This window comes from Kribbella sp. NPDC003505, from assembly GCF_040610875.1.
In the GTDB taxonomy this organism is placed as follows: Bacteria; Actinomycetota; Actinomycetes; order Propionibacteriales; family Kribbellaceae; genus Kribbella.
This window is the reverse complement of the sequence record NZ_JBEXNA010000007.1, coordinates 140,554-163,489: the sequence shown is the minus strand read 5'-3', so window position 1 is coordinate 163,489 and position 22,936 is coordinate 140,554. Positions and strand designations below refer to the sequence as shown.

Annotated in this window: 22 protein-coding genes; 8 read left to right on the top strand and 14 right to left on the bottom strand. The window is 69.3% G+C overall.

Annotated elements, in window-relative coordinates; genetic code table 11:
* Nucleotides 1-45 precede the first annotated feature (45 nt).
* The gene (locus ABZX12_RS24715; protein WP_355696689.1) at nucleotides 46-297 is read left to right on the top strand and encodes an amphi-Trp domain-containing protein; all 252 of its coding nucleotides are present in this window, start codon (nucleotides 46-48) and stop codon (nucleotides 295-297) included.
* On the opposite strand, the gene ABZX12_RS24710 is transcribed toward ABZX12_RS24715, so the two are convergent.
* The 5 genes from ABZX12_RS24710 to ABZX12_RS24690 are packed head-to-tail and all read right to left on the bottom strand — an operon-like array spanning nucleotide 298 to nucleotide 5,885.
* Complete coding sequence (locus tag ABZX12_RS24710; protein ID WP_355696687.1) at nucleotides 298-1,233, bottom strand: ABC transporter ATP-binding protein; 936 nt, start codon at nucleotides 1,231-1,233, stop codon at nucleotides 298-300. It lies immediately after the preceding gene.
* A gap of 3 nt (nucleotides 1,234-1,236) precedes the next feature.
* Nucleotides 1,237-2,181, bottom strand: coding sequence for an ABC transporter ATP-binding protein (locus ABZX12_RS24705; RefSeq protein WP_355696685.1), 945 nt, complete (start codon nucleotides 2,179-2,181; stop codon nucleotides 1,237-1,239).
* Nucleotides 2,174-3,061 (bottom strand): ABC transporter permease, encoded by an 888-nt coding sequence (locus ABZX12_RS24700; protein ID WP_355696683.1) that lies wholly within the window; start codon nucleotides 3,059-3,061, stop codon nucleotides 2,174-2,176. Before ABZX12_RS24700 ends, ABZX12_RS24705 begins: the two co-directional genes overlap by 8 nt.
* Complete coding sequence (locus ABZX12_RS24695; RefSeq protein ID WP_355696681.1) at nucleotides 3,058-4,092, bottom strand: ABC transporter permease; 1,035 nt, start codon at nucleotides 4,090-4,092, stop codon at nucleotides 3,058-3,060. Before ABZX12_RS24695 ends, ABZX12_RS24700 begins: the two co-directional genes overlap by 4 nt.
* Entirely contained in the window at nucleotides 4,089-5,885 is a 1,797-nt protein-coding gene (locus ABZX12_RS24690; protein ID WP_355696679.1) for an ABC transporter substrate-binding protein, read from the bottom strand. Before ABZX12_RS24690 ends, ABZX12_RS24695 begins: the two co-directional genes overlap by 4 nt.
* Nucleotides 5,886-7,578: 1,693 nt before the next feature.
* On the opposite strand from ABZX12_RS24690, the gene ABZX12_RS24685 reads away from it, so the two are divergent.
* Genes ABZX12_RS24685 through ABZX12_RS24675 form a run of 3 tightly spaced genes read left to right on the top strand, consistent with a single transcriptional unit; the run spans nucleotide 7,579 to nucleotide 10,642 of the window.
* Nucleotides 7,579-8,175, top strand: a complete 597-nt coding sequence (locus ABZX12_RS24685) for a helix-turn-helix domain-containing protein (protein WP_355696677.1) — start codon at nucleotides 7,579-7,581, stop codon at nucleotides 8,173-8,175.
* Nucleotides 8,172-9,059: an ABC transporter ATP-binding protein gene (locus ABZX12_RS24680; protein ID WP_355696675.1), complete on the top strand. Its 888-nt coding sequence runs from the start codon at nucleotides 8,172-8,174 to the stop codon at nucleotides 9,057-9,059. Before ABZX12_RS24685 ends, ABZX12_RS24680 begins: the two co-directional genes overlap by 4 nt.
* Nucleotides 9,056-10,642 carry an ABC transporter permease gene (locus ABZX12_RS24675; RefSeq protein ID WP_355696673.1) on the top strand — a complete coding sequence of 529 codons (1,587 nt, stop codon included), beginning with the start codon at nucleotides 9,056-9,058 and terminating at the stop codon, nucleotides 10,640-10,642. Before ABZX12_RS24680 ends, ABZX12_RS24675 begins: the two co-directional genes overlap by 4 nt.
* An 8-nt stretch (nucleotides 10,643-10,650) precedes the next feature.
* Here the strand turns inward: ABZX12_RS24675 and ABZX12_RS24670 are convergent, their stop codons facing one another.
* Nucleotides 10,651-11,421, bottom strand: a complete 771-nt coding sequence (locus ABZX12_RS24670; protein ID WP_355696671.1) for a DUF1206 domain-containing protein — start codon at nucleotides 11,419-11,421, stop codon at nucleotides 10,651-10,653.
* Between the two features lie 28 nt (nucleotides 11,422-11,449).
* Entirely contained in the window at nucleotides 11,450-12,445 is a 996-nt protein-coding gene (locus ABZX12_RS24665) for a stage II sporulation protein M (protein ID WP_355696669.1), read from the bottom strand.
* A gap of 72 nt (nucleotides 12,446-12,517) precedes the next feature.
* Here ABZX12_RS24665 and ABZX12_RS24660 point away from each other — a divergent pair, with 72 nt between their 5' ends.
* Nucleotides 12,518-13,660, top strand: coding sequence for an RDD family protein (locus ABZX12_RS24660; RefSeq protein WP_355696667.1), 1,143 nt, complete (start codon nucleotides 12,518-12,520; stop codon nucleotides 13,658-13,660).
* 353 nt (nucleotides 13,661-14,013) lie between these two features.
* Here the strand turns inward: ABZX12_RS24660 and ABZX12_RS24655 are convergent, their stop codons facing one another.
* Nucleotides 14,014-14,616 carry a TetR/AcrR family transcriptional regulator gene (locus ABZX12_RS24655; RefSeq protein ID WP_355696665.1) on the bottom strand — a complete coding sequence of 201 codons (603 nt, stop codon included), beginning with the start codon at nucleotides 14,614-14,616 and terminating at the stop codon, nucleotides 14,014-14,016.
* A gap of 66 nt (nucleotides 14,617-14,682) precedes the next feature.
* Between ABZX12_RS24655 and ABZX12_RS24650 the strand changes: the two genes are divergently transcribed.
* Complete coding sequence (locus tag ABZX12_RS24650) at nucleotides 14,683-15,363, top strand: molybdopterin-dependent oxidoreductase (RefSeq protein ID WP_355696663.1); 681 nt, start codon at nucleotides 14,683-14,685, stop codon at nucleotides 15,361-15,363.
* Nucleotides 15,360-15,977: a DUF2867 domain-containing protein gene (locus tag ABZX12_RS24645; RefSeq protein WP_355696661.1), complete on the top strand. Its 618-nt coding sequence runs from the start codon at nucleotides 15,360-15,362 to the stop codon at nucleotides 15,975-15,977. The genes ABZX12_RS24650 and ABZX12_RS24645 overlap by 4 nt, the downstream gene beginning before the upstream one ends.
* A 25-nt stretch (nucleotides 15,978-16,002) precedes the next feature.
* On the opposite strand, the gene ahcY is transcribed toward ABZX12_RS24645, so the two are convergent.
* A complete protein-coding gene (gene ahcY / locus ABZX12_RS24640) occupies nucleotides 16,003-17,439 on the bottom strand; it encodes an adenosylhomocysteinase (RefSeq protein WP_355696660.1) in 1,437 nt (478 codons plus the stop codon).
* Between the two features lie 113 nt (nucleotides 17,440-17,552).
* Here ahcY and ABZX12_RS24635 point away from each other — a divergent pair, with 113 nt between their 5' ends.
* On the top strand, nucleotides 17,553-17,912 hold the full coding sequence (locus ABZX12_RS24635) for a MerR family transcriptional regulator (RefSeq protein WP_355473402.1): 360 nt from the start codon (nucleotides 17,553-17,555) through the stop codon (nucleotides 17,910-17,912).
* A 95-nt stretch (nucleotides 17,913-18,007) separates the two neighbouring features.
* Here the strand turns inward: ABZX12_RS24635 and ABZX12_RS24630 are convergent, their stop codons facing one another.
* Genes ABZX12_RS24630 through ABZX12_RS24610 form a run of 5 tightly spaced genes read right to left on the bottom strand, consistent with a single transcriptional unit; the run spans nucleotide 18,008 to nucleotide 22,818 of the window.
* Nucleotides 18,008-18,967: a cation diffusion facilitator family transporter gene (locus ABZX12_RS24630; protein ID WP_355696658.1), complete on the bottom strand. Its 960-nt coding sequence runs from the start codon at nucleotides 18,965-18,967 to the stop codon at nucleotides 18,008-18,010.
* 34 nt (nucleotides 18,968-19,001) lie between these two features.
* Nucleotides 19,002-20,156 (bottom strand): mannose-6-phosphate isomerase, class I, encoded by a 1,155-nt coding sequence (gene manA, locus ABZX12_RS24625; RefSeq protein WP_355696656.1) that lies wholly within the window; start codon nucleotides 20,154-20,156, stop codon nucleotides 19,002-19,004.
* Entirely contained in the window at nucleotides 20,150-21,226 is a 1,077-nt protein-coding gene (locus ABZX12_RS24620; protein ID WP_355696654.1) for an SIS domain-containing protein, read from the bottom strand. Before ABZX12_RS24620 ends, manA begins: the two co-directional genes overlap by 7 nt.
* A complete protein-coding gene (locus ABZX12_RS24615; protein ID WP_355696652.1) occupies nucleotides 21,226-21,432 on the bottom strand; it encodes a Trm112 family protein in 207 nt (68 codons plus the stop codon). Before ABZX12_RS24615 ends, ABZX12_RS24620 begins: the two co-directional genes overlap by 1 nt.
* Nucleotides 21,433-22,818 (bottom strand): phosphomannomutase/phosphoglucomutase, encoded by a 1,386-nt coding sequence (locus ABZX12_RS24610; protein WP_355696650.1) that lies wholly within the window; start codon nucleotides 22,816-22,818, stop codon nucleotides 21,433-21,435. It lies immediately after the preceding gene.
* Between the last annotated feature and the right edge of the window lie 118 nt (nucleotides 22,819-22,936).

Genomic DNA, 22,936 nt, shown 5'->3' with positions numbered 1-22,936 from the left:
ATTGTCAACCACTGGAAGAACCTTCTGCCTGCTTGGATGGGCGGCATGAGTGAGACAGATGTCGAGAAGGACTACTCGGTCGCCGATTTCGCGGCCAAGTTGCGGCGGCTCGCGGACGCGCTGGAGTCCGGCAAGCCGTTCCGGATCCAGGTCGCGGGCGAGCGGTTCACGGTCCCCAAGAACGCGCGGATCAGCGTGGAGCACGAGCGTGGCGAGGACGAGGAAGAGGTCGAGTTCCAGCTGAAGTGGGCGGTCGCCGACGCCGCGGAGGAGCCCGAGGACGACGACGAGGTCTGATCAGGGTGCGGCCACGTGGCACGCGACCTGGACGGCCCTGCCCGCGGGCAGGATCGGCAGTGGTTGCGCGCCGCAGGCCGCCGTACCGTTGCCCTGGGCCACCAATTGGCAGCGTGGATGGAAGCGGCAGCCGGCGGGTACGCGGGTCGGGTCCGGCGGCTCGCCGGTGAGCACGATGCGGTTCGGGGACTCGGGAAGGACACTGAGCAACGCCTGCGTGTAAGGGTGTCGCGGGTTCGTCAGCACGTCCTCGGTGGGGCCGGACTCGACGATCCGGCCGAGGTACATGACGGCGACCCGGTCGGCGATGTTCCAGGCCAGGCCGAGGTCGTGGGTGACGACGAGCGCGGACAGCCCGAGGTCGTCGCGCAGCCGGAGCAGGAGGGCGAGGATCTCGCCGCGCACTGAGGCGTCCAGGGACGCGACCGGCTCGTCGGCGATCAGGACCTTCGGGTCGAGTGCGAGCGCGCCCGCGATCACGACGCGTTGCCGCTGCCCGCCGGACAGCTCGTGCGGATAGCGCTGGAAGAACCGCTCCGGCGGCCGCAGCCCGGCGCGGGCGAGTGCCGACGACACCACGGATTCCTCGTCGGGCAGTCCGTGGATGCGCGGACCTTCGGCGACCGCCTCGTACACGGTGTGCCGCGGGTTCAGCGATCCCATCGGATCCTGGAGGACGAGTTGCACCTGCCGCCGGAAGGCGCGCAGCGCGCGGCCGGTGTAGCTCAGCGGCGTACCGTCGTACGCGACCCGGCCCGACGTCGGGCGCTCCAGACCGAGGAGCGTGCGGGCGAGCGTGGTCTTGCCGCAGCCGGACTCGCCGACCAGCGCGACGATCTCCCCGGCGCCGACCGCCAGGTTGACGCCGTCGACGGCCCGGGCCCGGTTGCCGCCGCGGCCCGGGAACTCGACGTGCAGATCAGTTGCCTCTAGCAAAGGTCACTCCCCTACCAGGACGCAGGCGGCGGTCCGGCCGGCGCCGGATTCCCGCAGCTGTACGTCGGACGTCGCGCAAGTCTCGAGTGCGACCGGGCAGCGCGGGTGGAACGCACACCCGCCCGGCAACTGCTGCGGATCCGGCGGGTCACCGGCCAGCCCGCGCGGGGCTAGACGGGACGCCGGATCGCCGACGGTCGGGAACGCGGCGGCCAGCGCCTGGCTGTACGGGTGCCGGAACTCGCCGGACGAAGGGCCGACCTCGACCAGCCGCCCGGCGTACATGACGGCCAGCCGGTCGCACACGTCCGCCAGCACCGACAGGTCGTGCGAGATCATCAGCAACGAGATCCCGTGGTCCGCGATCAGCCGGCGGATCAGCGTCAGCACCTGCGCCTGCACCATCAGGTCGAGCGCGGTCGTCGGCTCGTCGGCGATGATCAACTGCGGTTCGCACGCCAGCGCCATCGCGATCATCACTCGTTGCCGTTGGCCACCACTCAGCTCGTGCGGGTAGCTCCGCGCCCGCCAGGCCGGCAGCCCGACCTGCGACAGCAACTCCTGCACCCGCTGGTCCGCGACCGCGCCGGACGCCAGCTTGTGCACGAGCAGCGGCTCCGCGATCTGGTCGCCGATCCGCCGCACCGGGTTGAGTCCGTGCTGCGCACCTTGGAAGACGATCGAGGCCGACGACCAGCGGACCGCGCGCAGCCGGCCCCACTTCATCGACAGCACGTCCTCGCCGTCCAGCAGCACCCGCCCGCCGACGTCGGCGGATCGCGGCAGCAGCCGGAGCAGGGCGAGCGCGACCGAGGACTTCCCCGACCCCGACTCCCCGGCCAGCCCGAGCGCCTCACCGGCCGGCACGCTCAGCGACACCCCGCGGACGGCGGGAACCTCGCCGCCGGCGATCCGGTATTTCACGGTCAACTCGTCGAGCTCAAGCATGTGCACGCGTCCGCAGCCGGGGGTTGAGCACGGTCTCCAAAGCCCTTCCACACAAGGTGAACGCCATCACCACGGTCACGATGCACAGACCCGGCACGAGGATGTACCACCAGGCGCCGGCGGTCGCCGCGCCCCAGTCGTACGACCCGCGGAGCATCGTTCCCCACGAGGTCTTGTTCGCACTCACGCCGAGGAACGCCAGCGTCGACTCGGTGACGATCGCGCTCGCCACCTCGAGCGTCGTACTCGCCAGCAGCAGCGGGGCCACGTTGGGCAGCACGTGCCGCGTGGTGATGTGCCAGTGCCCGGCGCCGAGCGCGAGTGACCGCTCGATGTACGGGCGCGCCTCGACGGCCAGCGTCTGCGCGCGGATCAGTCGCGCCGTAGACGGCCATGACGTCACCCCGATCGCCACGATGATCGTCGCGGTGGAACCGCCCAGGATCGCCGCCAGCACCAGCGCGGTGACCAGCGACGGCAGCACCAGGAACCAGTCGGTGATGCGCAGGATCACCGCACCGACCCAGCCGCGGAAATGCCCGGCCGCGATTCCGAGCACGGTGCCGATCACCATGCTGAGCAGCGCCGCGAGGAATCCGATCAGCAGCGAGGTCCGGGATCCCCACCAGATCATCAGCAGCACCGACCGGCCCGACTCGTCGGTGCCGAGCGGGTCGGCAGGGCTCGGCGGCGCCAGCTTGGCCCCGGTTCCGCTGACCACGTTCGTGACGCCGGCGTCGATGAACAGCGGGGCGATCAGCGCGAGCACGACGGCGGCCGCCAGAATCACCAATCCGGCAACGCCTGCTCGCTGTTTCCGGAAATCCGTCCAGAAACGACCGGCAGCGCGTTTCCGCCGCACCCACGCCACCGTGCTCATGCCGACCTCACCCGCGGGTCCAGGACGTGGTAGACCACATCGGCCAACGTGTTCATCACGATCACGGAAACCGTGATCAGCAGGAACGTTCCTTGCATCAGCGTGAAGTCCGGCACCCGGATCGCCTCGTAGAACAGCTGCCCGAGCCCCGGCCAGCTGAAGATCGCCTCGACCGTGACCGCGCCGCCGACCACGAAGCCGATCCGCATGAACACCAGCGTGACGGTCGGCAGCAGCGCGTTCGGTACGGCGTGCCGGCGGCGTACGTCGTCGTCGCGCAGGCCCTTCGCCCGCGCCGTCGTGATGTAGTCCTGGCCGACCTCGTCGATCACCGACGACCGCATCACCAGCAGGTACTGCGCGTAGACGACCGCGACCAGCGTCAGACACGGCAGCACCATGTGCTGCGCGACGTCGAGCACGCCCGCGAACCCGTCGGGCTTGTCCACGCTCGAGCTCCCGCGGGTCGGGAAGATCCCGGGGATCGGGCCGATCCCGGCCGCGAACACCATCAGCAGCAACAGCCCGAGCCAGAACGTCGGCACCGACCACAACACCAGCGAGACGGCCGTCGACACCTTGTCGAACCTGCTGCCGGGTTTCCATCCGGCGCGGGCGCCCTGCCAGAGGCCGAGGCTGACGGCCATCACCAGCGCCGTACCGGTGAGCAGCAACGTCGACCCGATCCGCTCGCCGATCAGGTCGACGACCGGCCGCTTGTACTCGTACGACGTCCCCAGGTCGAACGACAGCGTCTGCTGGAGGAAATGCAGGAACTGCTCGGGGATCGGCTTGTCCAGCCCGAGCCGCGCCCGCTCCAGGTCGAGCTGCTCCGGCGTCATGTTCCGCCCCTGCGCGAGGGCGCGGACCGGATCGCCCGGCAGCAGCCGGAACAGGAAGAACGTCGCGACGATCACCATCGCGATGCTCAGCAGCGCCCCGCCCGCCTTGGTCGCCGCATACCGCGGCAGACCGTGGCGGGCCGGGCGCTCCTCGAGCGCCTCGACGGCCGTGGTGGTGTCGGCCGTCATTCGCGCTCGTCCGCCGCGCCCTGGCGGCGTCGAAGGACGAGGAAACCACCGATCAGGACGACGACCACGGCCGCCGCGATGCCGGCGATCACACCACCGCCCAGGCCACCGCTTTCCGCGGTCTCGCCGTCCTTCGACACCGCCTCGAGCGTGTAGAACGGCCAGTAGCCCGAACCGCCGTACAGCAGGCCCTTGTCCTCCGGGATCGGCGTGATGCTCGCGATCCGGTCCTTCCGGTAGCCCTCGAGATCGTTCGGGTAGTAGAGCGCGATCACCGGCGCGTCGGTGTAGAGCCTTTCCTCCATTTTCTTGATCGTTTCCGCGCGCTTTCCGCGGTCGAGTTCCTTCTGCTGCTCGAGGTACAGGCTCTCGTACGTCGGATCGCAGTAGAACGACTCGGTGCCGCCGCCCTTGCCGTCGGCCCCCGGACGCCGGCTGCACAGGTGCGTGCCGAGCACCTCCTCCGGGTCCGGATTCACCGACCAGCCGCTGATCGCGATGTCGAACAGCGCCGTCGTACCGGTCTCCTCGGTGAACTTGCTGGAGTCCAGACGCTTCGTGGTCAGCTGGATGCCGATCTCCTTGAACCAGCCGGTCAGGTACTCGGCGAGCTTGTCCTCGATCGGGGTGTCGGTGTGGATGCTGAACCGGAACTGCAGTTTCCGCGACCCGTCCGGCATCGTCCGGACACCGTCGGCGCCCTTCTTGTAGCCCGCGTCGTCGAGGATCTTGTTGGCCTTCGCGAGGTCGAACGAGACCTTCTCGTCGCCGCTCGCCTCCCAGAAGAAGTCCTTGTACAGCGGCGGGATGATCGACCCGTCGGCCGGCTTGGCCAGCCCACCCTGGACCTCGTCGACCAGCTTCTGCTTGTCGATCGCGTAGTGCAGCGCGGTCCGCACCTTCGGGTCCTTCAGCGCCGGATGCCCGTCGCCGATCGGCTTGTCGTCACTGGTCGTCGCGCCGTGGTTGATCTGCAGATAGGTCGCCCGGCGGCCCTGGGTGTTCCACTGGACGATGTTGTCGTCGCCCTTCAGCGACTCGAAGTCCGGCGGGTTCAGCCGGCCGATCAGGTCGATGTCGCCCTTCTTCAGGCCGACGATCGAGGCCGCGGGGTTGTCGTAGAAGATGATCTGCAGCTCGTCGATCTTCGGGCGGCCGCGCCAGTAGTCCGGGTTCGCCTCCAGCCGGACGAACTGGTCCTTCTTGTGCTCCACCGCGACGTACGGTCCGCTGCCGACGGTCGGGTACACCTCACCGTCGTACTTCGAGATGTCGGTGACCTTCTCCCAGACGTGCTTGGGCATGATCGGCACCGGGTTGTCGAGCATCGACGCCTGCGGCGCCTTGAGCTTGATGGTCAGCTCCTGGCCGTTCGCGGTGACGCTCTGGAAATTCTCCACCGCCGGCCCGTTGCCGGTCTTCGCGCCGTCGTCGGTCATCATCTTGTTGAACGTCCAGGCCGCGTCCGCCGCGGTGATCGGCTTCCCGTCCGACCACTTCGCCTGCCGGATCTTGAACGTCCAGGTCAGCCCGTCCGGCGACGTCGTCCAGGACTCGGCGAGATCCGGGCTCGGCTGCAGCGTCTTCGAATCCGGCACCGTCAGGAAGCCGTAGATCATCCGCTGGATCGACCCCGTCACCAGCCGCACGGCGAGGAACGGGTTCATCGAGTCCACTGACTGCGTGACCCCGATCTTGATGACCTTCTTCGCCGCGGGCTCGGCCGCCGACGCCGTCCCAGGTACCGCCGCCAGCACACACAGCGCCGCCAGCACAGCCAACAGCTTCCTCATGGGCCGCCCCACCTTCCCCAGCCAGGTGTTGATGTTGGGAAGAAACCACACCAGCAAGCGCTGTCCTGTCAACAAGATACGAAACTTTGTCACATTGAAGTAACCTTCTTACCGGCTGGATCCGGTTCACGAGCTGGACAAATGCGTGGATGTCGCCAGCCGCACACGCGCTACGCAGGCTTTCGCCTCGTCGCTCAGATCCAACCCACTTAGCGCGGAGCATCCACTTCCGGCTGGCACCGCCGGTTTCCGGCTACCGCCGGAAGTGTCCAGCTCGCGCCGGCGGCGCGGATCACGGCGCGAAGGCTGTGCACATTGATGCGCGGGGCCAAGTGGAGTGCCGCAAAGCCACGCGGGGCAGCAGCGGTGGGCTCTCGTCAGCACATCGAGTCGTGTTGGCACGAAGCTCGCCCGCGAAGGAACTGGCGACCCGGGAACGTGATTCGTCGAGGGCGTCTGCCCGGGTGGGGTTCCGGCTCGAGCGGAGAGGTCTCCGCGATCGGCTTGGCGCGGCTCCGTTCGTCCGCCAGTCGTGGCAATTGGCTGCCCAGCGCGACCAATGTCCACGACTCGCCGCTTGGGTCGGAGCCGAATGCCACGACTCGGCGCGGGGTGCTGGCCGATGTGGAGAGTTGGACGGGGCGGGGCGGCGGCCTGATCTTCACGGCACATCACCGCGGACTCCGTCGCCACGGCAGGCCGGCCGCCCTTCACCGGCCGGCGACAGCTCGCAACCAGCCGGCAATTCCCGGAGCAAGCCGGACGCTCCCAGCGAAAGCTGAATACACGCGGCGCAAACCGGCAACCCCGGCGCAGGCCGGCAACTCTCGGCGGCAGCCGGAAGCCCACGGCGCAAGCCGGCAACTCCCGGCGCACGCCGGCTACACCCAGCGACATCCGAAGCCCCCTGGCGGCAGGCCGGCAGCTCTCGGCGCAAGCCAGCAACTCCCAGCGCGGGCCGGCACCTCTCGGCGCCAGCCGGGAACCCACAGCGCCAGCGGGGAACTCCCAAGCGCAAGCCAGATGCACGCGGCGCGAGCCGGGACCCACGGCGCAGGCCGGAAACCCACGGCGCCAGCCGGACACTCCCAGCACAAGCCGACGACTCCCTTGCGCAAGCCGGAGCCCTGGCGGAAGGCCGATAACCCCGGCGCCAGCTGGCAACCCCGGCGGCAGCTGGCAACTCGCAGCGCAGGCCGGATGCGCGCGGCGCGAGTCGGCAGCTCCCGGCGTCAGCCGGAAATGGGCGCACCGCATTAAGCGGGGGGTGGGGTGAGAGCACGCGGAGCGGGTGCGGTGAGGAGCAGAGCGACAGGGCAAGCACGCGCAGCGAGTGCGGTGAAAAGCGGAGCCACAGGGCAAGCACGCGCAGCGAGTGCGGTGAAAAGCGGAGCCACAGGGCAAGCACGCGCAGCGAGTGCGGTGAAAAGCGGAGCCACAGCACAAGCACCCGCAGCGAGTGCGGTGAAAAGCGGAGCCACAGCACAAGCACCCGCAGCGAGTGCGGTGAGAAGCGGAGCCACAGGGCAAAGCACGCGGAGCGGGCGCGGTGAGGAGCGGAGTGGCGAGGCAGGTGTCTGCGGAGCACGTGTGGTCGGGTGCATCACCTACGGCCAACCGTGACTTTACGAGTGGGCACTTGACTACACAGCTGTGTAGGAGTTTGCTGTTGTGTGTAGTGAGAGGAGTGGGAATGGATCGGGCGGTGGAAGACCTCACGGCGCGGGCCCGGATTCGGGATGCGGCGGTCAAGTTGTTCGGGGAGCGGGGGATCGAGGGGGCTTCGATCCGGGACATCGCGGCGGAGGCAGGGGTGTCGTCGGGGTTGGTGCGGCATCACTTCGGGTCGAAGGAGGCGTTGCGGGAAGCGTGTGACAAGTACGCGAAGGAGCGGATGCTTCAGATCGGCGCCGAGCTGACCAGGGACGGAGACCTCACCGGACTCGACCCGCTCGTGCTGCATCCGCTCGCGTTCCCGCTGCAGCTGTATCTGGTCCGCTCGATGATGGACGGCTCGGAGACCGCGACCGCGCTGTTCCTCGAGGGGGTCGACGCGGTCGAGGAGTGGACGACGAGTTTCGGCATCGATCCCAAGGACCGGCGCGGGTACGCCGCGGCGCTGGCCGCGATCAAGCTCAGCGTGTTCGTGTTCCGCGAGCAGGTCTCGAAGGCGCTGGGGGAGGACATCACCACACCAGCGGGCTACAACCGCATCGGCCGCGCGCTGATGGAGGTCTTCACGATCCCGCTGCTCACCCAGGAACAGATCGAGAAACAGGAGAAGCGATGATCAGCACGGAAGGTCTGGTCAAGCGGTTCGGGCGGACCCGGGCCCTGGACGGTCTCGACCTCACGGTGCGAACCGGCGAGGTGCACGGATTCCTCGGCCCGAACGGCGCGGGGAAGACCACCACCATTCGCATCCTGCTCGGGATGACGCGTGCCGACGGCGGTACGGCGCGGGTGCTGGACGGCGACCCGTGGTCGGACGCGACCCAGCTGCACCGGCGGCTCGCGTACGTGCCCGGTGACGTGACGCTGTGGCCGAACCTGTCCGGCGGCGAGGCGATCGACCTGCTCGGCCGGATGCGCGGCGGGGTGGACAAGAAGCGCAAGGCCGAGCTTCTCGAGCGGTTCGACCTCGACCCGCGGAAGAAGGCGCGCGCGTATTCGAAGGGCAATCGGCAGAAGGTCGCCCTGGTCGCCGCGTTCGCCTCCGACGTCGAACTGCTGCTGCTCGACGAGCCGACGTCCGGCCTGGACCCGCTGATGGAAGAGGTCTTCCGCGACGTCGTGCAGGAGATCAGCGACCGTGACGGCCGGACCGTCCTGCTGTCCAGCCACATCCTGTCCGAGGTCGAGGCGCTGTGCGATCGCGTCACGATCATCCGGGCCGGCCGCGCCGTCGAGAGCGGCACGCTGAGCGAGCTGCGGCACCTCACCCGGACGTCGATCCAGGCCGAGCTCGTCGGACCGATGAACGGCCTGGCGCAGTTGTCCGGGGTCCATGACCTGAAGGAGATCGACGGGCACGTCCAGTTCGACGTGGACACCGACGAGATCAACCCGGTGCTGCGGCGGCTGACGGAGATCGGCGTCCGGAGTCTCGTGAGCCAGCCGCCGTCGCTCGAGGAACTGTTCCTGCGGCTGTACGAACCGGAGGCCGTGAAATGACGTCGCTGGCCGGCACCGGCGGTCTGATCCGGCTGATCCTGCGCCGGGACCGGATCGTGCTGCCGCTCTGGATCGTCCTGCTCACGGCGATCTCGGTGAGCTACGTGAAGGAGTACGGCGACCTGTTCCCGACGCCGGACTCGCGGGTCAAGTACGCGAGCAACGCCGGCTTCATCACCTTGTACGGCGAGCTTTCCGGGCCGAGCCTGGGCGAGTTCGTGACGTGGCGGCTCGGGTTCGTGCCGGTGATGGTCGGCCTGATCAGTCTGCTCACGGTGATCCGGCACACCCGCGTCGAGGAGGAGACCGGCCGCCGCGAGTTGCTCGGGGCAACCGTTGTCGGACGGCACGCGCAGCTGGCCGCGGCTCTCATCACGGTCCTCGGCGCGAATCTGGTGCTCGCCGTACTGCTTGCCCTCGGTATGCACAGCCAGGATCTGCCGCTCACCGGATCGATTGCCATCGGCGTCGTGTACGCCGGCACCGGCTGGTTCTTCGCGGCGCTCGGCGCGGTCGCGGCGCAGTTGACGGCCAGTGCGGGGACGGCGCGGGGTATCGCGATCGGGGTCCTCGGCGGGGCTTACGTACTGCGGGCCGCCGGTGATACCAGTGCGCACACGGACGGGCCGCTCGCGTGGTTGTCGTACCTGTCGCCGATCGGCTGGGCGCAGCAGATCCATCCGTACGCCCAGAATCGTTGGTGGTTGGCCGTGGTGCTGCTGGCAGCAACCATCGCGCTGATCGGAGCCGCGGTGGCGCTGGCTGTACGACGGGACGTCGGTGCGGGGATCTTGCCGGATCGGCTCGGGCCGGCAGACGGGAAGTTGGGATCGCCGCTGGCGTTGGCGTGGCGGCTGCATCGCGGGCTGCTGGCGGCGTGGACCGTCGGATTCGCCTTGCTGGGGCTGCTTTTCGGGGGTGTCGCGGAGGGCGTCGGCGACCTGATGCGCGACGATCCGGGCATCCAGGAGATGTTCCAGCGGATGGGTGGCGCGGCCGGGCTGATCGACTCGTTCCTGGCCGGTGTGATGACGCTGGTCGGGCTGATTGCTTCGGCGTACGCCGTTCAAGCCACGCTGCGAATGCGCGTCGAGGAGAGCAGCGGGCGTGCCGAGCCGGTGCTGGCGACCGCGACGAGTCGCTGGCAATGGGCCGCGAGCCACCTGGTGTTCAGCCTGCTGGGCCCGGCCCTGGCGCTGGTGGCAGCCGGTGTCGCCGAAGGACTGGCGTACGGCGCGGCAATCGGCGATGTGAGTGGTCAGGTACCGCGGCTGGTTGGTGCGGCGCTCGCCCAACTGCCGGCTGTGTGGGTGCTGGCGGCGATAGCGATCGCGATCTTCGGTCTGTTCCCGCGGGCCTCGATGGTGTCGTGGGCCGGCCCGGCGGTCTGCATCCTGATCGGGCTGGTGAGCGCCGGGGTGAGCACAGCCGGCTGGATCCGGGACATCTCACCGTTCACCCACCTCCCCTCGCTCCCCGGCGGAGAGGTGTCGGCCGGCCCGTTCGTCGCCTTGCTCGCGATCGCACTCGCCGTCGCCTTCACCGGCCTGATCGGCCTCCGCCGGCGGGACCTCCCGGCGTGACGACGACCTCAGCGGCGCGCGTTGCGGGACCAGCTGAAGCAGTAGGCGCCGAAGGCTGCGATGCCGGCTGCCAGGACGGCCAGCAGGACCGAGCCGGCCGGTTGTTCCTTGATCGTGTGCAGCGCGGTGTCGAGGCCTCCGGCCTTCTGCGGGTCGTAGGCGATCGCCGCCCAGCCGAACAGGACGCCGACCACGGCGTACGCGAGGCCCTTCGCGCCGTACCCGATCCGGCCCAGCAGGATGGTCACGTCCGAGACGCCGCCCACCAGGTCCTCGGTGAACTTCTTCGTGATCCCCTTGTAGACGTGGTAGCAACCGATCGCGAGGATCGCGACACCGGCCGCGATGATCACCGCACGTCCCCAGCCGTGCTCCATCAGCCGGGCAGAGACACTGCGCTGCTGACCGGTTCCCGATCCGCCGGAGCCGACCGCGACCTTCACCGCGCTGATGGCCAGCACCACGTAGACGATCGCGCGTCCGACCGACGACAGCTTCTTGTGCGTCTCCAGGTGGCCCCAGATCACCTGCAGGACCTGCCAGACGGCTAGGGCGAACAGGCCGATCGCGACAACCCACAACAGCACGCCACCGAGCGGCTTGTCGGCAAGTTCCCGCAGGGCCCCTTGCTGTGAAGCCTCCTGCGACGACTTGCCGAAAGCGAGCTGCAAGGCGATCCAGGCGATCAGCAGGTGTACGACGCCGTACGCCACCAGACCGACCGTCACCGCGTACCGGTACGGCTGGCTGTATCGGACTTCCTGGGCGGTAGTAGTCACACCTGAGAAGTGCCCAGTGCGGAAACAGTCAGGCGGATACGGGTGCGGTGGCCTCGCGGTCCGACTCGTCGATGTCGCCGTACTCACCCTGACGGTACGCGCGGCGACCCAGCGTCCAGACGTACGTGATGAACGCCAGCTCGGCGACGATGCCGATGGTGACCCGGACCGGCCCGGGCAGGAACGGCGTGACGAAGGCCTCGATCAGGCCGGTGACGAGGAGCACCGCGGCCAGGCCGATCGCCATACCGACGGTGGCACGGCCGGTCTGCGCGACAGCCTGCATGCGTGTGCGCGGTCCTGGGACGACCCAGGCCCAGCCGAGCCGTAGGCCGGCCGCGGCGGCGACGAACACCGCCGTGATCTCCAGCAGGCCGTGCGGCGCGATCAGGCTGAAGAACAGACCGCCGCGGTCGTGGCCGATCATCAGTCCGGCGCTCAGGCCCAGGTTGAGCGCGTTGTCCCACAGCACGAAGACGGACGGGATCAGCAGGATGCCGAGCGCGAGGACAGCGGCGCTGATGGTCGCGTTGTTGATCCAGACGCGCAGGGCGAAGTCCTGTGCCGGGTTCTCCGAGTAGTACGCCTCGAAGTCATGCTCGACGAGCTGCTTGATCTGGTCCGGTGTGGCGATCGAGTCGATCACCTCCGGGTGCGCCAGGACCCGCCAGGCGGCCCAGGCGGCGACCAGGTAGAAGAGCAGGCCGATGGTGATCCACCAGCGTCTGGAGGCGTACAGCGCGGCGGGGAAGCTGACCAGGAAGTACTTCGAGATGTCGCGCCAGACAGGTGCCTGGACGCCGGTCACGGCGCCGCGCGCGTCGGCGATCAGACCGGAGAGCCGGCCGATCGACACCGGATCCGCCCCGGCCGCTCGCAGCGCGGCGAGGTGCGTGCCGACCCGCTGGTAGAGGACCACGAGCTCTTCGGCTTCCGCACCGGACAGGCGGCGCTGGCGACGAGTCAGGTACGCCAAGCGGTCCCACTGCGGCTGGTGCACCGAGACAAACGCTTCTACGTCCACCGCCACACCTCCTCCACCCGACTGGTGGCAGACTAACCGGACCCAGTGTCTACGCAGGAGGGGGGCGGCAGAGTGTCCCAGCTGGTCACCGGCGAAGCAGTCGTCCTCCAGGTGCGGATCGCCCGGATGCCCACGCGGGCGCTGGCGTGTGCGATCGACATGCTGCTGCAAGGCATCGTGCTGACCGTGCTGATCGCGCTCCTGGCCGGCTTCCTGTTCGGGAGCGAGGTCAGTGAGGCGCTGGCGGGTGCGCTGATCTTCGTCGTCGTGCTGCTCGTGGTGGTCGGCTACCGGGTCGTGATGGAGACGCTGACCCGCGGGCGGACACTCGGCAAGATGGTGCTCGGGCTGAAGGTGGTGCGCGACGACGGGAGCTCGATCCGGTTCCGGCACGCGCTGGTGCGGACGCTGATGTGGTTCTTCGTCGACTTCGCGCCGTGGTTCGCGGCCTGTCCCGGGATCGTCGCGAGCCTGATGAACAAGCAGGGCAAGCGGATCGGGGACATGGTCTCCGGGACGGTGGTCATCCGCGAGCGCAACCAGCCGATGGCGTCGCCGCCGCTGTTCGTGCCCGGTCATCTGGTCCAGTGGGCGCAGTCGCTGGAGCTGTCGCGGCTGTCCGACGAGCTGGCGAACGCGGCCCGGGACTACCTGGCCCGCTTCACCGAGCTCCTCCCCGGCCCGCAGTACGCACTCGGCGAGGCACTGGCCGCCCGCGTAGCCGCAGTCATCGCACCGGCGCCGCCGACCCAGGTCATCGCCCCCGCCTACCTGTCCGCAGTCCTGGCCGAACGCCGCCGCCGAGAACTCAACCGCCTAGCCTCCCAACGCCCGACCCACACAGGCCTCTTCGCCCCTTCGCCGTACGGCGCAACTGGGTCGCCGTACATCCCGCCCAGCTCGCCGTACATCCCAGGTCCCCTCACTCCGCAGCATGCGGCAGGCGCTCCCGCACTGCCGTCCACAGCAGGCCCGCCCGCCCCGTCGCACGGACCAGGTGGTCCGGTTTCGGCGAATGGACCGGCCGCGGCGCCGTCGTACGCCGTGCCGACCGGGCCGTTCGCGCCGCCCGACCCGTACGGCCCTCTCCCGCCGGCTGCTGCTCCGCCCGGCCTGTTCGCGCCGCCCGTACCGCCGCACGAGTCGCGCCCAGCGACCGTCAACGCCGAAGGCTGGGCCGCCCCCGGTAGCAACGAAGCCGGCCACTGGTCCTGACCACCGCCGGCACTGACGCGATCCGGCGTTGTCCCCCCGGCCTTGTCCACTCGCATGCCCGGATCTCCCAACCCTGAAGCGGCCAGCCGGCGGGTCCGGATCTGGTGGGTGGGCGTCTGACCTTGGGGGTGTGCGCCCGGAATCTCGGTCGCCAACCCGGCATCTCGGACGTCCACCCACCAAGTACGTCCAGCGACGGCAGCTCCGCACTGGCTGGACCCGGCGGAGCTGAAAGAGCTCGCGCATCCCTTGGCCATTCCGCGAGGCCGGCTTCACCGAGGTGGCTGTCCTCGGGCAGGTCGCCGGCAAACACCTCTTCACAGCGATCCGCTGACCAACACGAGGTCGCCGGATCAGCTGGTCGCCGCCCGTACGCCGCGCAGGACGACGTCCAGCACCACGTCGGCCTCCGCGCGGGCGGCCTCGTGGTCGGCGGCCCGGGCGATGTAGAGGGCTGAGCCGTAGAGACCGCCCAGTGCGAGGTGCGCCAGCGAGTCGAGTGTGACGCCGGGCAACGCGCCGCTGTCCACCAGCGGCGTCAGCACGGTCCGCAGCATCGGCAGCTCGACGCCTTCCGCGCCGCGTTCCCACGCGCCGGCGGCCAGCACGGTCACACTGTCGATGATCACGATCCGCCGGAACGCCGGCTGCAAGCAGGCGTCGAGGAACGCGGACAGGCCCGCTCGCACCGCGCCCCACGGATCCTCCTCGGCGAGGGCCGCGGTCATCACCGCCCCGGCGGTCTCCTCCAGCACCACGTCGTAGACCGCCTTGAACAGCGCGTCCTTGCCGCTGAAGTGGTGGTAGAGAGCCCCCTTCGCGAGACCGGCTCGCTGGACGATGTCGTCCATCGCGGTTGCCTTGTAGCCCTGCTCGACGAACCGCTCGCGCGCGATCCCGACCAGCAACTCCCGGGTTGCCTCCGCCTGCCGCTCCCGCAGCTTCTTGACAGTCACCAGGCAAGCATAAAATACTGACCGCAAGTCGGTGACCGACCGTCGGTCGGTGAAGGAGGACCAACCATGTCGCCACTTCCGCCAGGACAACGCCGCGTCGAGGGGTTCCCGCGCTTCGGCACCCATCTGCACCGGCCGCCGCCCGCGGTGCCGGACGATCCGGTGATCGCGATCAGCGGTGTCGTTCGCAAGCTCTCGGAGGTGCGGCTGCCGGAGCTCGGCACACTGCAACGGCGCAAGCTCGTCGCCGACTTCCACTGCGTCTCCGGCTGGACGGCGACCGGCCTGCGGTGGGAAGGGGTGCGGTTCGCCGACTTCTTTCGCGCCTTCGTCGAGCCGGCGCTCGACGCGGAGATCCGCGTCAGCCACCTGGCGTTCGAAGGTCTGGACGGCGTCAGCTCCGTGGTCGAGCTGCAGGACGCGCTGGCGGACGACGTCCTGCTCGCGGACCGGGTGAACGGAAGCCCGCTCGGAGGCGACCACGGCGCACCGATCCGCCTGGTCAGCCCCGCCCAGTACGGCTACATGAACATCAAGCACCTGTGCCAGGTCGAGGTGTGTTCCACCTTCCCGGAGCACCGCCTCGATCGGGGCATCATCGGCCGGCTGATCGAGGGCCATCCCCGGGCTCGGGTCTGGCAGGAGGAGCGCCACGGCCGCATCCCGGGACGGCTGATCCGGCCGTTCTACCGCCCGCTGATCCGCCCGATCCGCGCCCTCTGCGCGAAAGGAACGCACGACAGATGAGACTCCCCGACGACGTACTGAAGACCCAGGACTGGATCATCGACGACATCGTGCCCGACTTCGACGTCGAGGACGTCTGGGCGCTTCCCATCGAGGGCGGCGCGGACGACTTTCCAGCCGTCGTCGATCTGCAGCAATCCCTCGACTTTCCGGGGGCCGCGCCGCTGCCGGTGCGCTTACTGTGGGGCCTTCGCGACGTGCTCGGACGCGCGTTCGGGCTCGGGCGCATCTCGACCTCCGCGGACGCCGCCGGCGCCTGGCCGCCGGTTCCCGGCACGGGCGAAGCATCACTGCTCGTCCGGGTTCCCGACGACCTCCGCGACAAGTCCCCGGCATCGCTGGTCACCGACAAGCCGTTCCGGCCGCTGTACCGCACCGGCACCGAACTCGCCGAGGAAATCTCCAACCGGACCATGTACGGCGTGATGCACCTGGCCTGGGTCGACCAGGGAAACGGCCGCTACCGCGCGCAGATGACCGTCTACGTCAAACCCCGCGGCACCTTCGGCAAGGCGTACATGGCCTTCATCAAGCCGTTCCGCTACGCGATCGTCTATCCGGCACTCATGCGGCACTTCGAACGAACTTGGTCAGAGAACACCCCCGCGCAATGACGTGCGCGGGGGTGTTCAAAGAACCTCAGTAGCGGTAGGCCTCGGCCTTGTACGGTCCCTCGACCGGTACGCCGAGGTAGGCCGCCTGCTCCTTGGTCAGCTCGGTCAGCTTCACCCCGAGCGAGTCGAGGTGCAGCCGGGCGACCATCTCGTCGAGGTGCTTCGGCAGCACGTACACCTCGGTCGGGTAGTCGGCGGTCTTCACGAACAGCTCGATCTGCGCGAGCACCTGGTTGGTGAACGAGTTCGACATCACGAACGACGGGTGCCCGGTGGCATTGCCGAGGTTCAGCAGTCGGCCCTCGGACAGCACGATGATCGTGTGGCCGTCCGGGAACCGGAACTCGTCGACCTGCGGCTTGATGTTGACCCGCTCGATCCCCGGCACCTTGTACAGCCCGGCCATGTCGATCTCGTTGTCGAAGTGGCCGATGTTGCCGACGATCGCCTGGTGCTTCATCGCCGCCATGTGGTCGGCGGTGATGACGTCCTTGTTGCCGGTCGTGGTGACGAAGATGTCGGCGATCCCGACCACGTCGTCCACGGTCGAGACCTGGTAGCCGTCCATCGCGGCCTGCAGCGCGCAGATCGGGTCGATCTCGGTGACGATCACCCGCGCGCCCTGACCGCGCAACGACTCGGCGCAGCCCTTGCCGACGTCGCCGTACCCGCAGACGACCGCGACCTTGCCGCCGATCAGGACGTCGGTGGCGCGGTTGATGCCGTCGATCAGCGAGTGCCGGCAGCCGTACTTGTTGTCGAACTTCGACTTGGTGACCGAGTCGTTGACGTTGATCGCCGGGAACAGCAGCGCGCCGGCCTTGTGCATCTCGTACAGCCGGTGCACGCCGGTGGTGGTCTCCTCGGTGACACCCTTGATGCCTTGACCGATGGTCGTCCACTTCGTCGGCGACTCCGCCAGCGTCCGGGTCAGCAGGCTCAGGACGACGCCGTACTCCTCGGAGTCGGCGGTCGACGGGTCCGGCACGGCGCCCGCCTTCTCGAACTCGGTGCCCTTGTGGACGAGCATCGTGGCGTCGCCGCCGTCGTCGAGGATCATGTTCGGGCCGTCAGTGCCCGGCCAGGTCAGCGCCTGCTCAGTGCACCACCAGTACTCCTCCAGCGTCTCGCCCTTCCAGGCGAACACCGGCACACCGGCGGGGTTCTCGGCCGTCCCGTCCGGGCCGACGACGACCGCGGCCGCCGCGTGGTCCTGGGTGGAGAAGATGTTGCACGACACCCAGCGCACCTCGGCCCCGAGCGCCGTCAGCGTCTCGATCAGCACGGCGGTCTGGATCGTCATGTGCAGCGAGCCCATGATCCGCGCGCCGGCCAGCGGCTTGCTCTCGCCGTACTGCTCGCGCATCGCCATCAGGCCAGGCATCTCGTGCTCGGCCAGCCGGATCTCCTTGCGCCCGAACTCGGCCAGGCCGAGATCCGCCACCTTGTAGTCGAAGGTCATGCCGCTCCCCTGCTGAAGACTGTGATTACTACCTGCCCGAGCCTAGAGGGCCGAGGCACGCGGTTTGATCGCTCCAGGCGCATTTTTGACACCGAAATGTCAGGATTGATGCTATGCGCATCACCGAGGCCGCTCGCCAACTGGGTACCACTCCGCGCATGCTCCGCTACCGGGAGGCACTGGGGCTGCTGCCGCGCTCTCGCTCCGAGCACACCTCACAGCGCCAGTACGACGACCGCGACCTCGCCGCCGTCCGGCTGGCGCTCGACCTCGAACGCCGGTACGACGTGACGCCGGCGGCGCTCGCCTTCGCGCTGCGGGCGCTCGCCGAGCCGTCCGTGGCCGCGGACATCCGCAACCTCGGCTACCGCACCGGCCGGCTCACCGCGCCGCCGACGCAGGCCGAGATCGACCGCGAGCGCGCCCTGCGCTGGCTCGGCCGCTCCGGCGTACTGCCACCCAAGCCACGGTGATGTCCATCTGAGGGGTCGACCCCCGCGATGGACGGTTCGCCTACCGGCATGCGCAGTGCCAACCCGCAAGGTGAGGGGTTGACCCCAGACATGCCCTAGTGGGACGGGGCCTCGGGGACGGCGGGGCGCTCGTCGGGGACGTGGTGCTCGTGGAAGATGTCGGGCTCGAGGTAGATGTGCTGACTCATCGGCTCGGCGGCGCGGATGGCTCGCTCGGCGGCGTCGATGGTCTCCGCGACGACGGCCGCGTCGGCGGTCGGCTCGACGCCGAGCTTCGCGGCGACCAGGACCTCCTCGGGGCCGAGGTGCAGGGTCTTGATGTGGATCAGGCGCTGGACACCCGGGGTGTTCTCGATCGCGGCGACGATCCGGGACTGGGACTCGCGGGTCGCGGACTCGCCGAGCAGCAGCGACTTCATCTCGATCGCGAGGAAGATCGCGACGCAGACCAGCAGCGCGCCGATCGCCATCGACCCGAGGCCGTCGAACACACCGTTGCCGGTGGCAAGCGTCAGTACGACGCCGATCAGCGCCAGCACCAGACCGGTGAGCGCCGCGAAGTCCTCGAGCAGGATGACCGGCAACTCCGGGGCGCGCGCGTTCCGGACGAACTTCACCCAGGACACGTGTCCGCGGAGCTTGTTCGCCTCGATGATCGCGGTCCGGAACGACAGGCTCTCCATCACGATCGCGACCACCAGCACCGCGACCGGGACCCACTTCCAGTTGTCGATCCCGTGCGGGTCGTGCACCTTGTGGTAGCCCTCGTACAGCGCGAACAGACCACCCACGCTGAACAGCACGATCGACACGATGAACGAGTAGACGTACCGCTCCCGGCCGAACCCGAACTGGTGCAGCTCGTCGGCCTCGCGCTTGGCCCGCCGGCCACCGACCAGCAACAGCACCTGGTTGCCCGCGTCGGCGAGCGAGTGGATCGCCTCGGCCAGCATCGAGGCCGACTGGGTCAGCCCCCAGGCGGCGAACTTGGTGACCGCGATCCCGGTGTTCGCCAGCAAAGCCGCGACAACGGCCTTGTTCCCGCCACCAGCCATGGTTGTTCAGGCCCTCCAGAAAGAAAATGCACAGTTAGCGTGCGGCGACGACGAATGCCGTGCCGGAACCACGCAGGGTACAGGGTCCTTCGGGTCCGGCGAGGAACGCCGACTGACCAGCGGACAACGTCACAACGGATTCCTTGCCGGCAGCATCGACAGAGCCGTCCACACAGCAGACGATCCGCGGCCCGACACCGTCGACCGTGCGCTCGCCCGACGACAGGTCCACCCGGTGAATCGCGAAGTACTCACACCCTGTCTCGTAGATCCCGTCCGCGGTTGCGGTCAGCACCGGGTCGGCCAGCGGCTCGAAGTCCACCACCGAGACGAGCTCCGGTACGTCGACGTACTTGCTCGTCAGCCCGCCGCGCAGCACGTTGTCGGAGTTCGCCATCACCTCGAAGCCGAGGCCCCGCAGGTAGGCGTGCACGTTCCCGGCCGGGAGATACACGGCGTCGAACCGCTGCAGGCGCACCCGGTTCAGCAACAGGGCCGCGAGCACACCGGGGTCGTCCGGGAAGTCCGCGCACAGCTTCGCCAGCGTCTCGCGCTCCAAGGGGAACGCGTCGCCCGGGTACTGCGCGACGGCCTCGCCGAGGGCCGCGACCAGCGGGCGGATCGCGTCCCGGTCGGTGCTCATGAAACCGCTGAACGCGTCCTGGAGCTTGCCGTTGCGGAGCAGGTCCGTGAGCTCCTCGAACCCGGCCGGAGCCAGCGCGTCGAGCAGCGCGACGGTCGCCTCCAGCGGCCGGAAACCCACCAGCGCGTCGAACGGCTCCAGCGCGATCAGGATCTCCGGCTTCGGCCAGGCGTCCTTGTAGTTGCGGTCAGCGGCGTCCCGGGGAATCGCGGCGGCCTCGTCCCGCTGGTACCCGTCGATCGCCTGGTCCCGGGACGGGTGCGCCTGGATCGACAACGGCTGCGCCGCCGCGAGCAGCTTCGCGAGGAACGGGAACCGGCCGTCGAACCGCTCGGCCGTCTCCTCCCCCAGCACCGCGGCCGGGTCGGCGGACACCGCGTCGTACAAGGTGTCGCCGTTCGGCAGAACCGACGGGGCGGACTCGTGCGCACCCATCCACAGCTCGGCCTGCGGCTCGCCGGTCGGCTGTACGCCGAGCAACTGCGGCAGTGCGGTCGGCGAACCCCACGCGTAGTCGCGGATGGTGTTCTGCAGCGGGACTACCACGCCGGATCCTCCGAGGGGTTGCCTGGCTCGACCGGGTCGTCCACGGTCGCCATACCGTACCGGCCGAGGCCGATGCCGAGATACGCCGCGGCGTAGCGACCCTGCTGGGTCAAAGCGGCGTACCGGGCGACATCCGTGCCGCTGGCCTGCCTGATCGTGTGCACCCGGACGTCGTGCGCCTCTGCCTTGGACTCGAGCTTGCTGCGGTGCTCGGCGATGCCGGCCTCGTCGACACCGTCGTCCAGGATGATCAGCGCGGGCCGCAGCTCCTCCGGCTTGTCGAACGGGTCGGCGAACAGGTCCCGCGGCGGCTGGTTGAGCACCGGCAGCAGATGGCCGGCGTCCGCGGCCAGCGCCGGCCGTCCACTGGCCAGCCGGAGCGCCTCGACCACACGGCGGGCAGCACGCGCTGCCAGGACAGAGCCACCCCAGACCAGCGGCAACGCATCCGCCAGCACGAGAGCGAGTTCCTTCGCCGGGTTGGCCGCCACGTCGTTGTTGGGCGAGCACTCGATCGCCACGTCGTCCAGCAATGCCGCCACGGCCTTGTGGTCGACCTCCGGGCCCAGGTCCATCTGGTGCAGCGCCTGAAGCACGGCGACGGCCGCAGCGAGCTGGTCGTCCGACTGCGACGGCAGCCGGATCGCGTGCCGGAGACCGGCCGAGGCGATCGCCACCGGCGAGTCCTCCGGCGCGGCGACCATCAGCCCGCAACCACGCCGTACCGCCTCACCGGCGGCCGACACCGCGTCCGTGTCCTCGGCGGCGCCGCCGAGGACGATCACCAGGTCCAGCGGGCCGGCCCAGCCGGGCAGCCCGGGACCGGGCCAGGCGAGGAACGGAACCGGGCAGACCGGCTCCAGCACGGCGCGGACCAGGCGGGCGTCCCGGCCCGCGGCCACCACGGCCCGCGGCCGGAAGCCGTCGGACTCCAGCTTGGTCAGCACGTCCTCGGACGCTTCCAGCTCGGCGCGGATCCGGGCACCGGCCATCGCCAGGCGGCGCAGCAGGTGGTCCGAGGCCTCGAGCACCGCCGGGTCGTCCAGCCGGGTGTCGTCGAAAACGCTCATCAGCTGCTCGCGGATCCGGACTCCGCGCGGGTGTCCCGGGCCTCGTCGATCAGCAGCACCGGGATGTCGTCACGCACCGGGTACGCCAGCGCGCAGGCGGCGTTGGTGCAGATCAGCTCGTTCGCCTCGTCGTCCACCCGGAACTCCGAGCGGCACTTCGGGCAGACCAGGATGCTCAGCAGGTCCGGGTCCAGATTGACTGCCATTCAGTTCTCCTCCACCGATGCGCCGGTGATCAGGGCCAGTACTTCGTCACGGACGCGTTCCATCTCGGCCCGGTCCGCGGCCTCGACGTTCAGCCGCAGCAACGGCTCCGTGTTCGACGCACGGACGTTGAACCACCACTGTCCCGCCGACACCGTCAAGCCGTCCAGATGGTCGACCGTCACGCCGTCGACGCCAGAATAGGTGTCCTCGATCGCCGCGACGGTCGCCGCCTGGTCGGCGACCGTGTTGTTGATCTCGCCGGACGCCACATACCGCTCGTAGTCGGCGAACAGTTCGCTGGCCGGCTTGTCCTGCTCACCCAGCGCGGCCAGGACGTGCAGCGCGGCCAGCATGCCGGTGTCGGCGCGCCAGAAGTCGCGGAAGTAGTAGTGCGCGGAGTGCTCACCACCGAACACCGCGTCGGTCTCGGCCATCTTCTGCTTGATGTTGGAGTGCCCGACCCGGGTGCGGACCGGGACGCCGCCGTGCTCGGCGATCAGCTCCGGGACCGCCTTGGAGGTGATCAGGTTGTGCAGGATGGTCGCGCCCGGGTGCTTGGCGAGCTCACGGACGGCGACCGCGCCGGTGATCGCGCTCGGCGAGATCGGCTCGCCCTGCTCGTCCACCACGAAGCAGCGGTCGGCGTCGCCGTCGAAGGCAAGGCCGAGGTCGGCCCCGGTCTCGCGGACCTTGGCCTGCAGGTCGACCAGGTTCTTCGGGTCGAGCGGGTTGGCCTCGTGGTTCGGGAAGCTGCCGTCGAGCTCGAAGTACAGCGGGACGATCGTCACCGGGCCGTCGGCGAACACCGCCGGGACGGTGTGGCCGCCCATGCCGTTGCCGGCGTCGACGACCACGGTGAGCGGACGGATACCGCTCAGGTCGACCAGGTCGTGCAGGTGGTCGGCGTACGCCGTGAGCAGGTCCTTGCGGGTGATGTGCCCCGTGGCGGACCCGGCCGCCGGGTTCTCGGTCAGGGCCTTCGCGACCAGGTCGGCGATGTCGCGCAGACCGGAGTCGGAGCCGACCGGGGCGGCGCCCGCACGGCACATCTTGATGCCGTTGTACTGCGCCGGGTTGTGGCTGGCGGTGAACATCGCGCCGGGCAGGTCGAGCCGGCCGGACGCGAAGTACAACTGGTCGGTGGACGCCAGGCCGATGTCGATGACGTCCGCCCCGGTGCTCGCCACGCCCTCCGCGAACGCGGCCGCGAGCGCCGGGCTGGACGGGCGCATGTCGTACCCGATCACCACCGCACCGGGACCCGCGAGCACGTCCAGGACCTCGACGAACGCCGCGCCGGTCGCCCGGGCCACCGACTCGTCCAACTGCTCCGGCACGACCCCCCGGACGTCGTAAGCCTTGAAGATCCCCGCAACATCAGCCATGCACGGACCCTATCCGGCCCATCGGCCAAGCTGTATCCCAGCCTCGCTCCGCGCGCGGCGGGCAACAACTGGGCATCGTTGTCAGCCGGCGTCCTGACGCTGCCCCTCTCGTTCCGTA

Bases quoted from the DNA above. Each gene is read 5' to 3' on its own strand.
- ABZX12_RS24700 (WP_355696683.1), bottom strand. From the start codon at position 3,061: ATGAGCACGGTGGCGTGGGTGCGGCGGAAACGCGCTGCCGGTCGTTTC.
- ABZX12_RS24635 (WP_355473402.1), top strand. From the start codon at position 17,553: ATGCGCATCACCGAGGCCGCTCGCCAACTGGGTACCACTCCGCGCATG.
- ABZX12_RS24620 (WP_355696654.1), bottom strand. From the start codon at position 21,226: ATGAGCGTTTTCGACGACACCCGGCTGGACGACCCGGCGGTGCTCGAG.
- ABZX12_RS24695 (WP_355696681.1), bottom strand. From the start codon at position 4,092: ATGACGGCCGACACCACCACGGCCGTCGAGGCGCTCGAGGAGCGCCCG.
- ABZX12_RS24615 (WP_355696652.1), bottom strand. From the start codon at position 21,432: ATGGCAGTCAATCTGGACCCGGACCTGCTGAGCATCCTGGTCTGCCCG.
- ABZX12_RS24705 (WP_355696685.1), bottom strand. From the start codon at position 2,181: ATGCTTGAGCTCGACGAGTTGACCGTGAAATACCGGATCGCCGGCGGC.
- ABZX12_RS24650 (WP_355696663.1), top strand. From the start codon at position 14,683: ATGTCGCCACTTCCGCCAGGACAACGCCGCGTCGAGGGGTTCCCGCGC.
- ABZX12_RS24715 (WP_355696689.1), top strand. From the start codon at position 46: ATGAGTGAGACAGATGTCGAGAAGGACTACTCGGTCGCCGATTTCGCG.
- ahcY (WP_355696660.1), bottom strand. From the start codon at position 17,439: ATGACCTTCGACTACAAGGTGGCGGATCTCGGCCTGGCCGAGTTCGGG.
- ABZX12_RS24690 (WP_355696679.1), bottom strand. From the start codon at position 5,885: ATGAGGAAGCTGTTGGCTGTGCTGGCGGCGCTGTGTGTGCTGGCGGCG.
- ABZX12_RS24645 (WP_355696661.1), top strand. From the start codon at position 15,360: ATGAGACTCCCCGACGACGTACTGAAGACCCAGGACTGGATCATCGAC.
- ABZX12_RS24610 (WP_355696650.1), bottom strand. From the start codon at position 22,818: ATGGCTGATGTTGCGGGGATCTTCAAGGCTTACGACGTCCGGGGGGTC.
- ABZX12_RS24680 (WP_355696675.1), top strand. From the start codon at position 8,172: ATGATCAGCACGGAAGGTCTGGTCAAGCGGTTCGGGCGGACCCGGGCC.
- ABZX12_RS24685 (WP_355696677.1), top strand. From the start codon at position 7,579: ATGGATCGGGCGGTGGAAGACCTCACGGCGCGGGCCCGGATTCGGGAT.
- ABZX12_RS24675 (WP_355696673.1), top strand. From the start codon at position 9,056: ATGACGTCGCTGGCCGGCACCGGCGGTCTGATCCGGCTGATCCTGCGC.
- ABZX12_RS24630 (WP_355696658.1), bottom strand. From the start codon at position 18,967: ATGGCTGGTGGCGGGAACAAGGCCGTTGTCGCGGCTTTGCTGGCGAAC.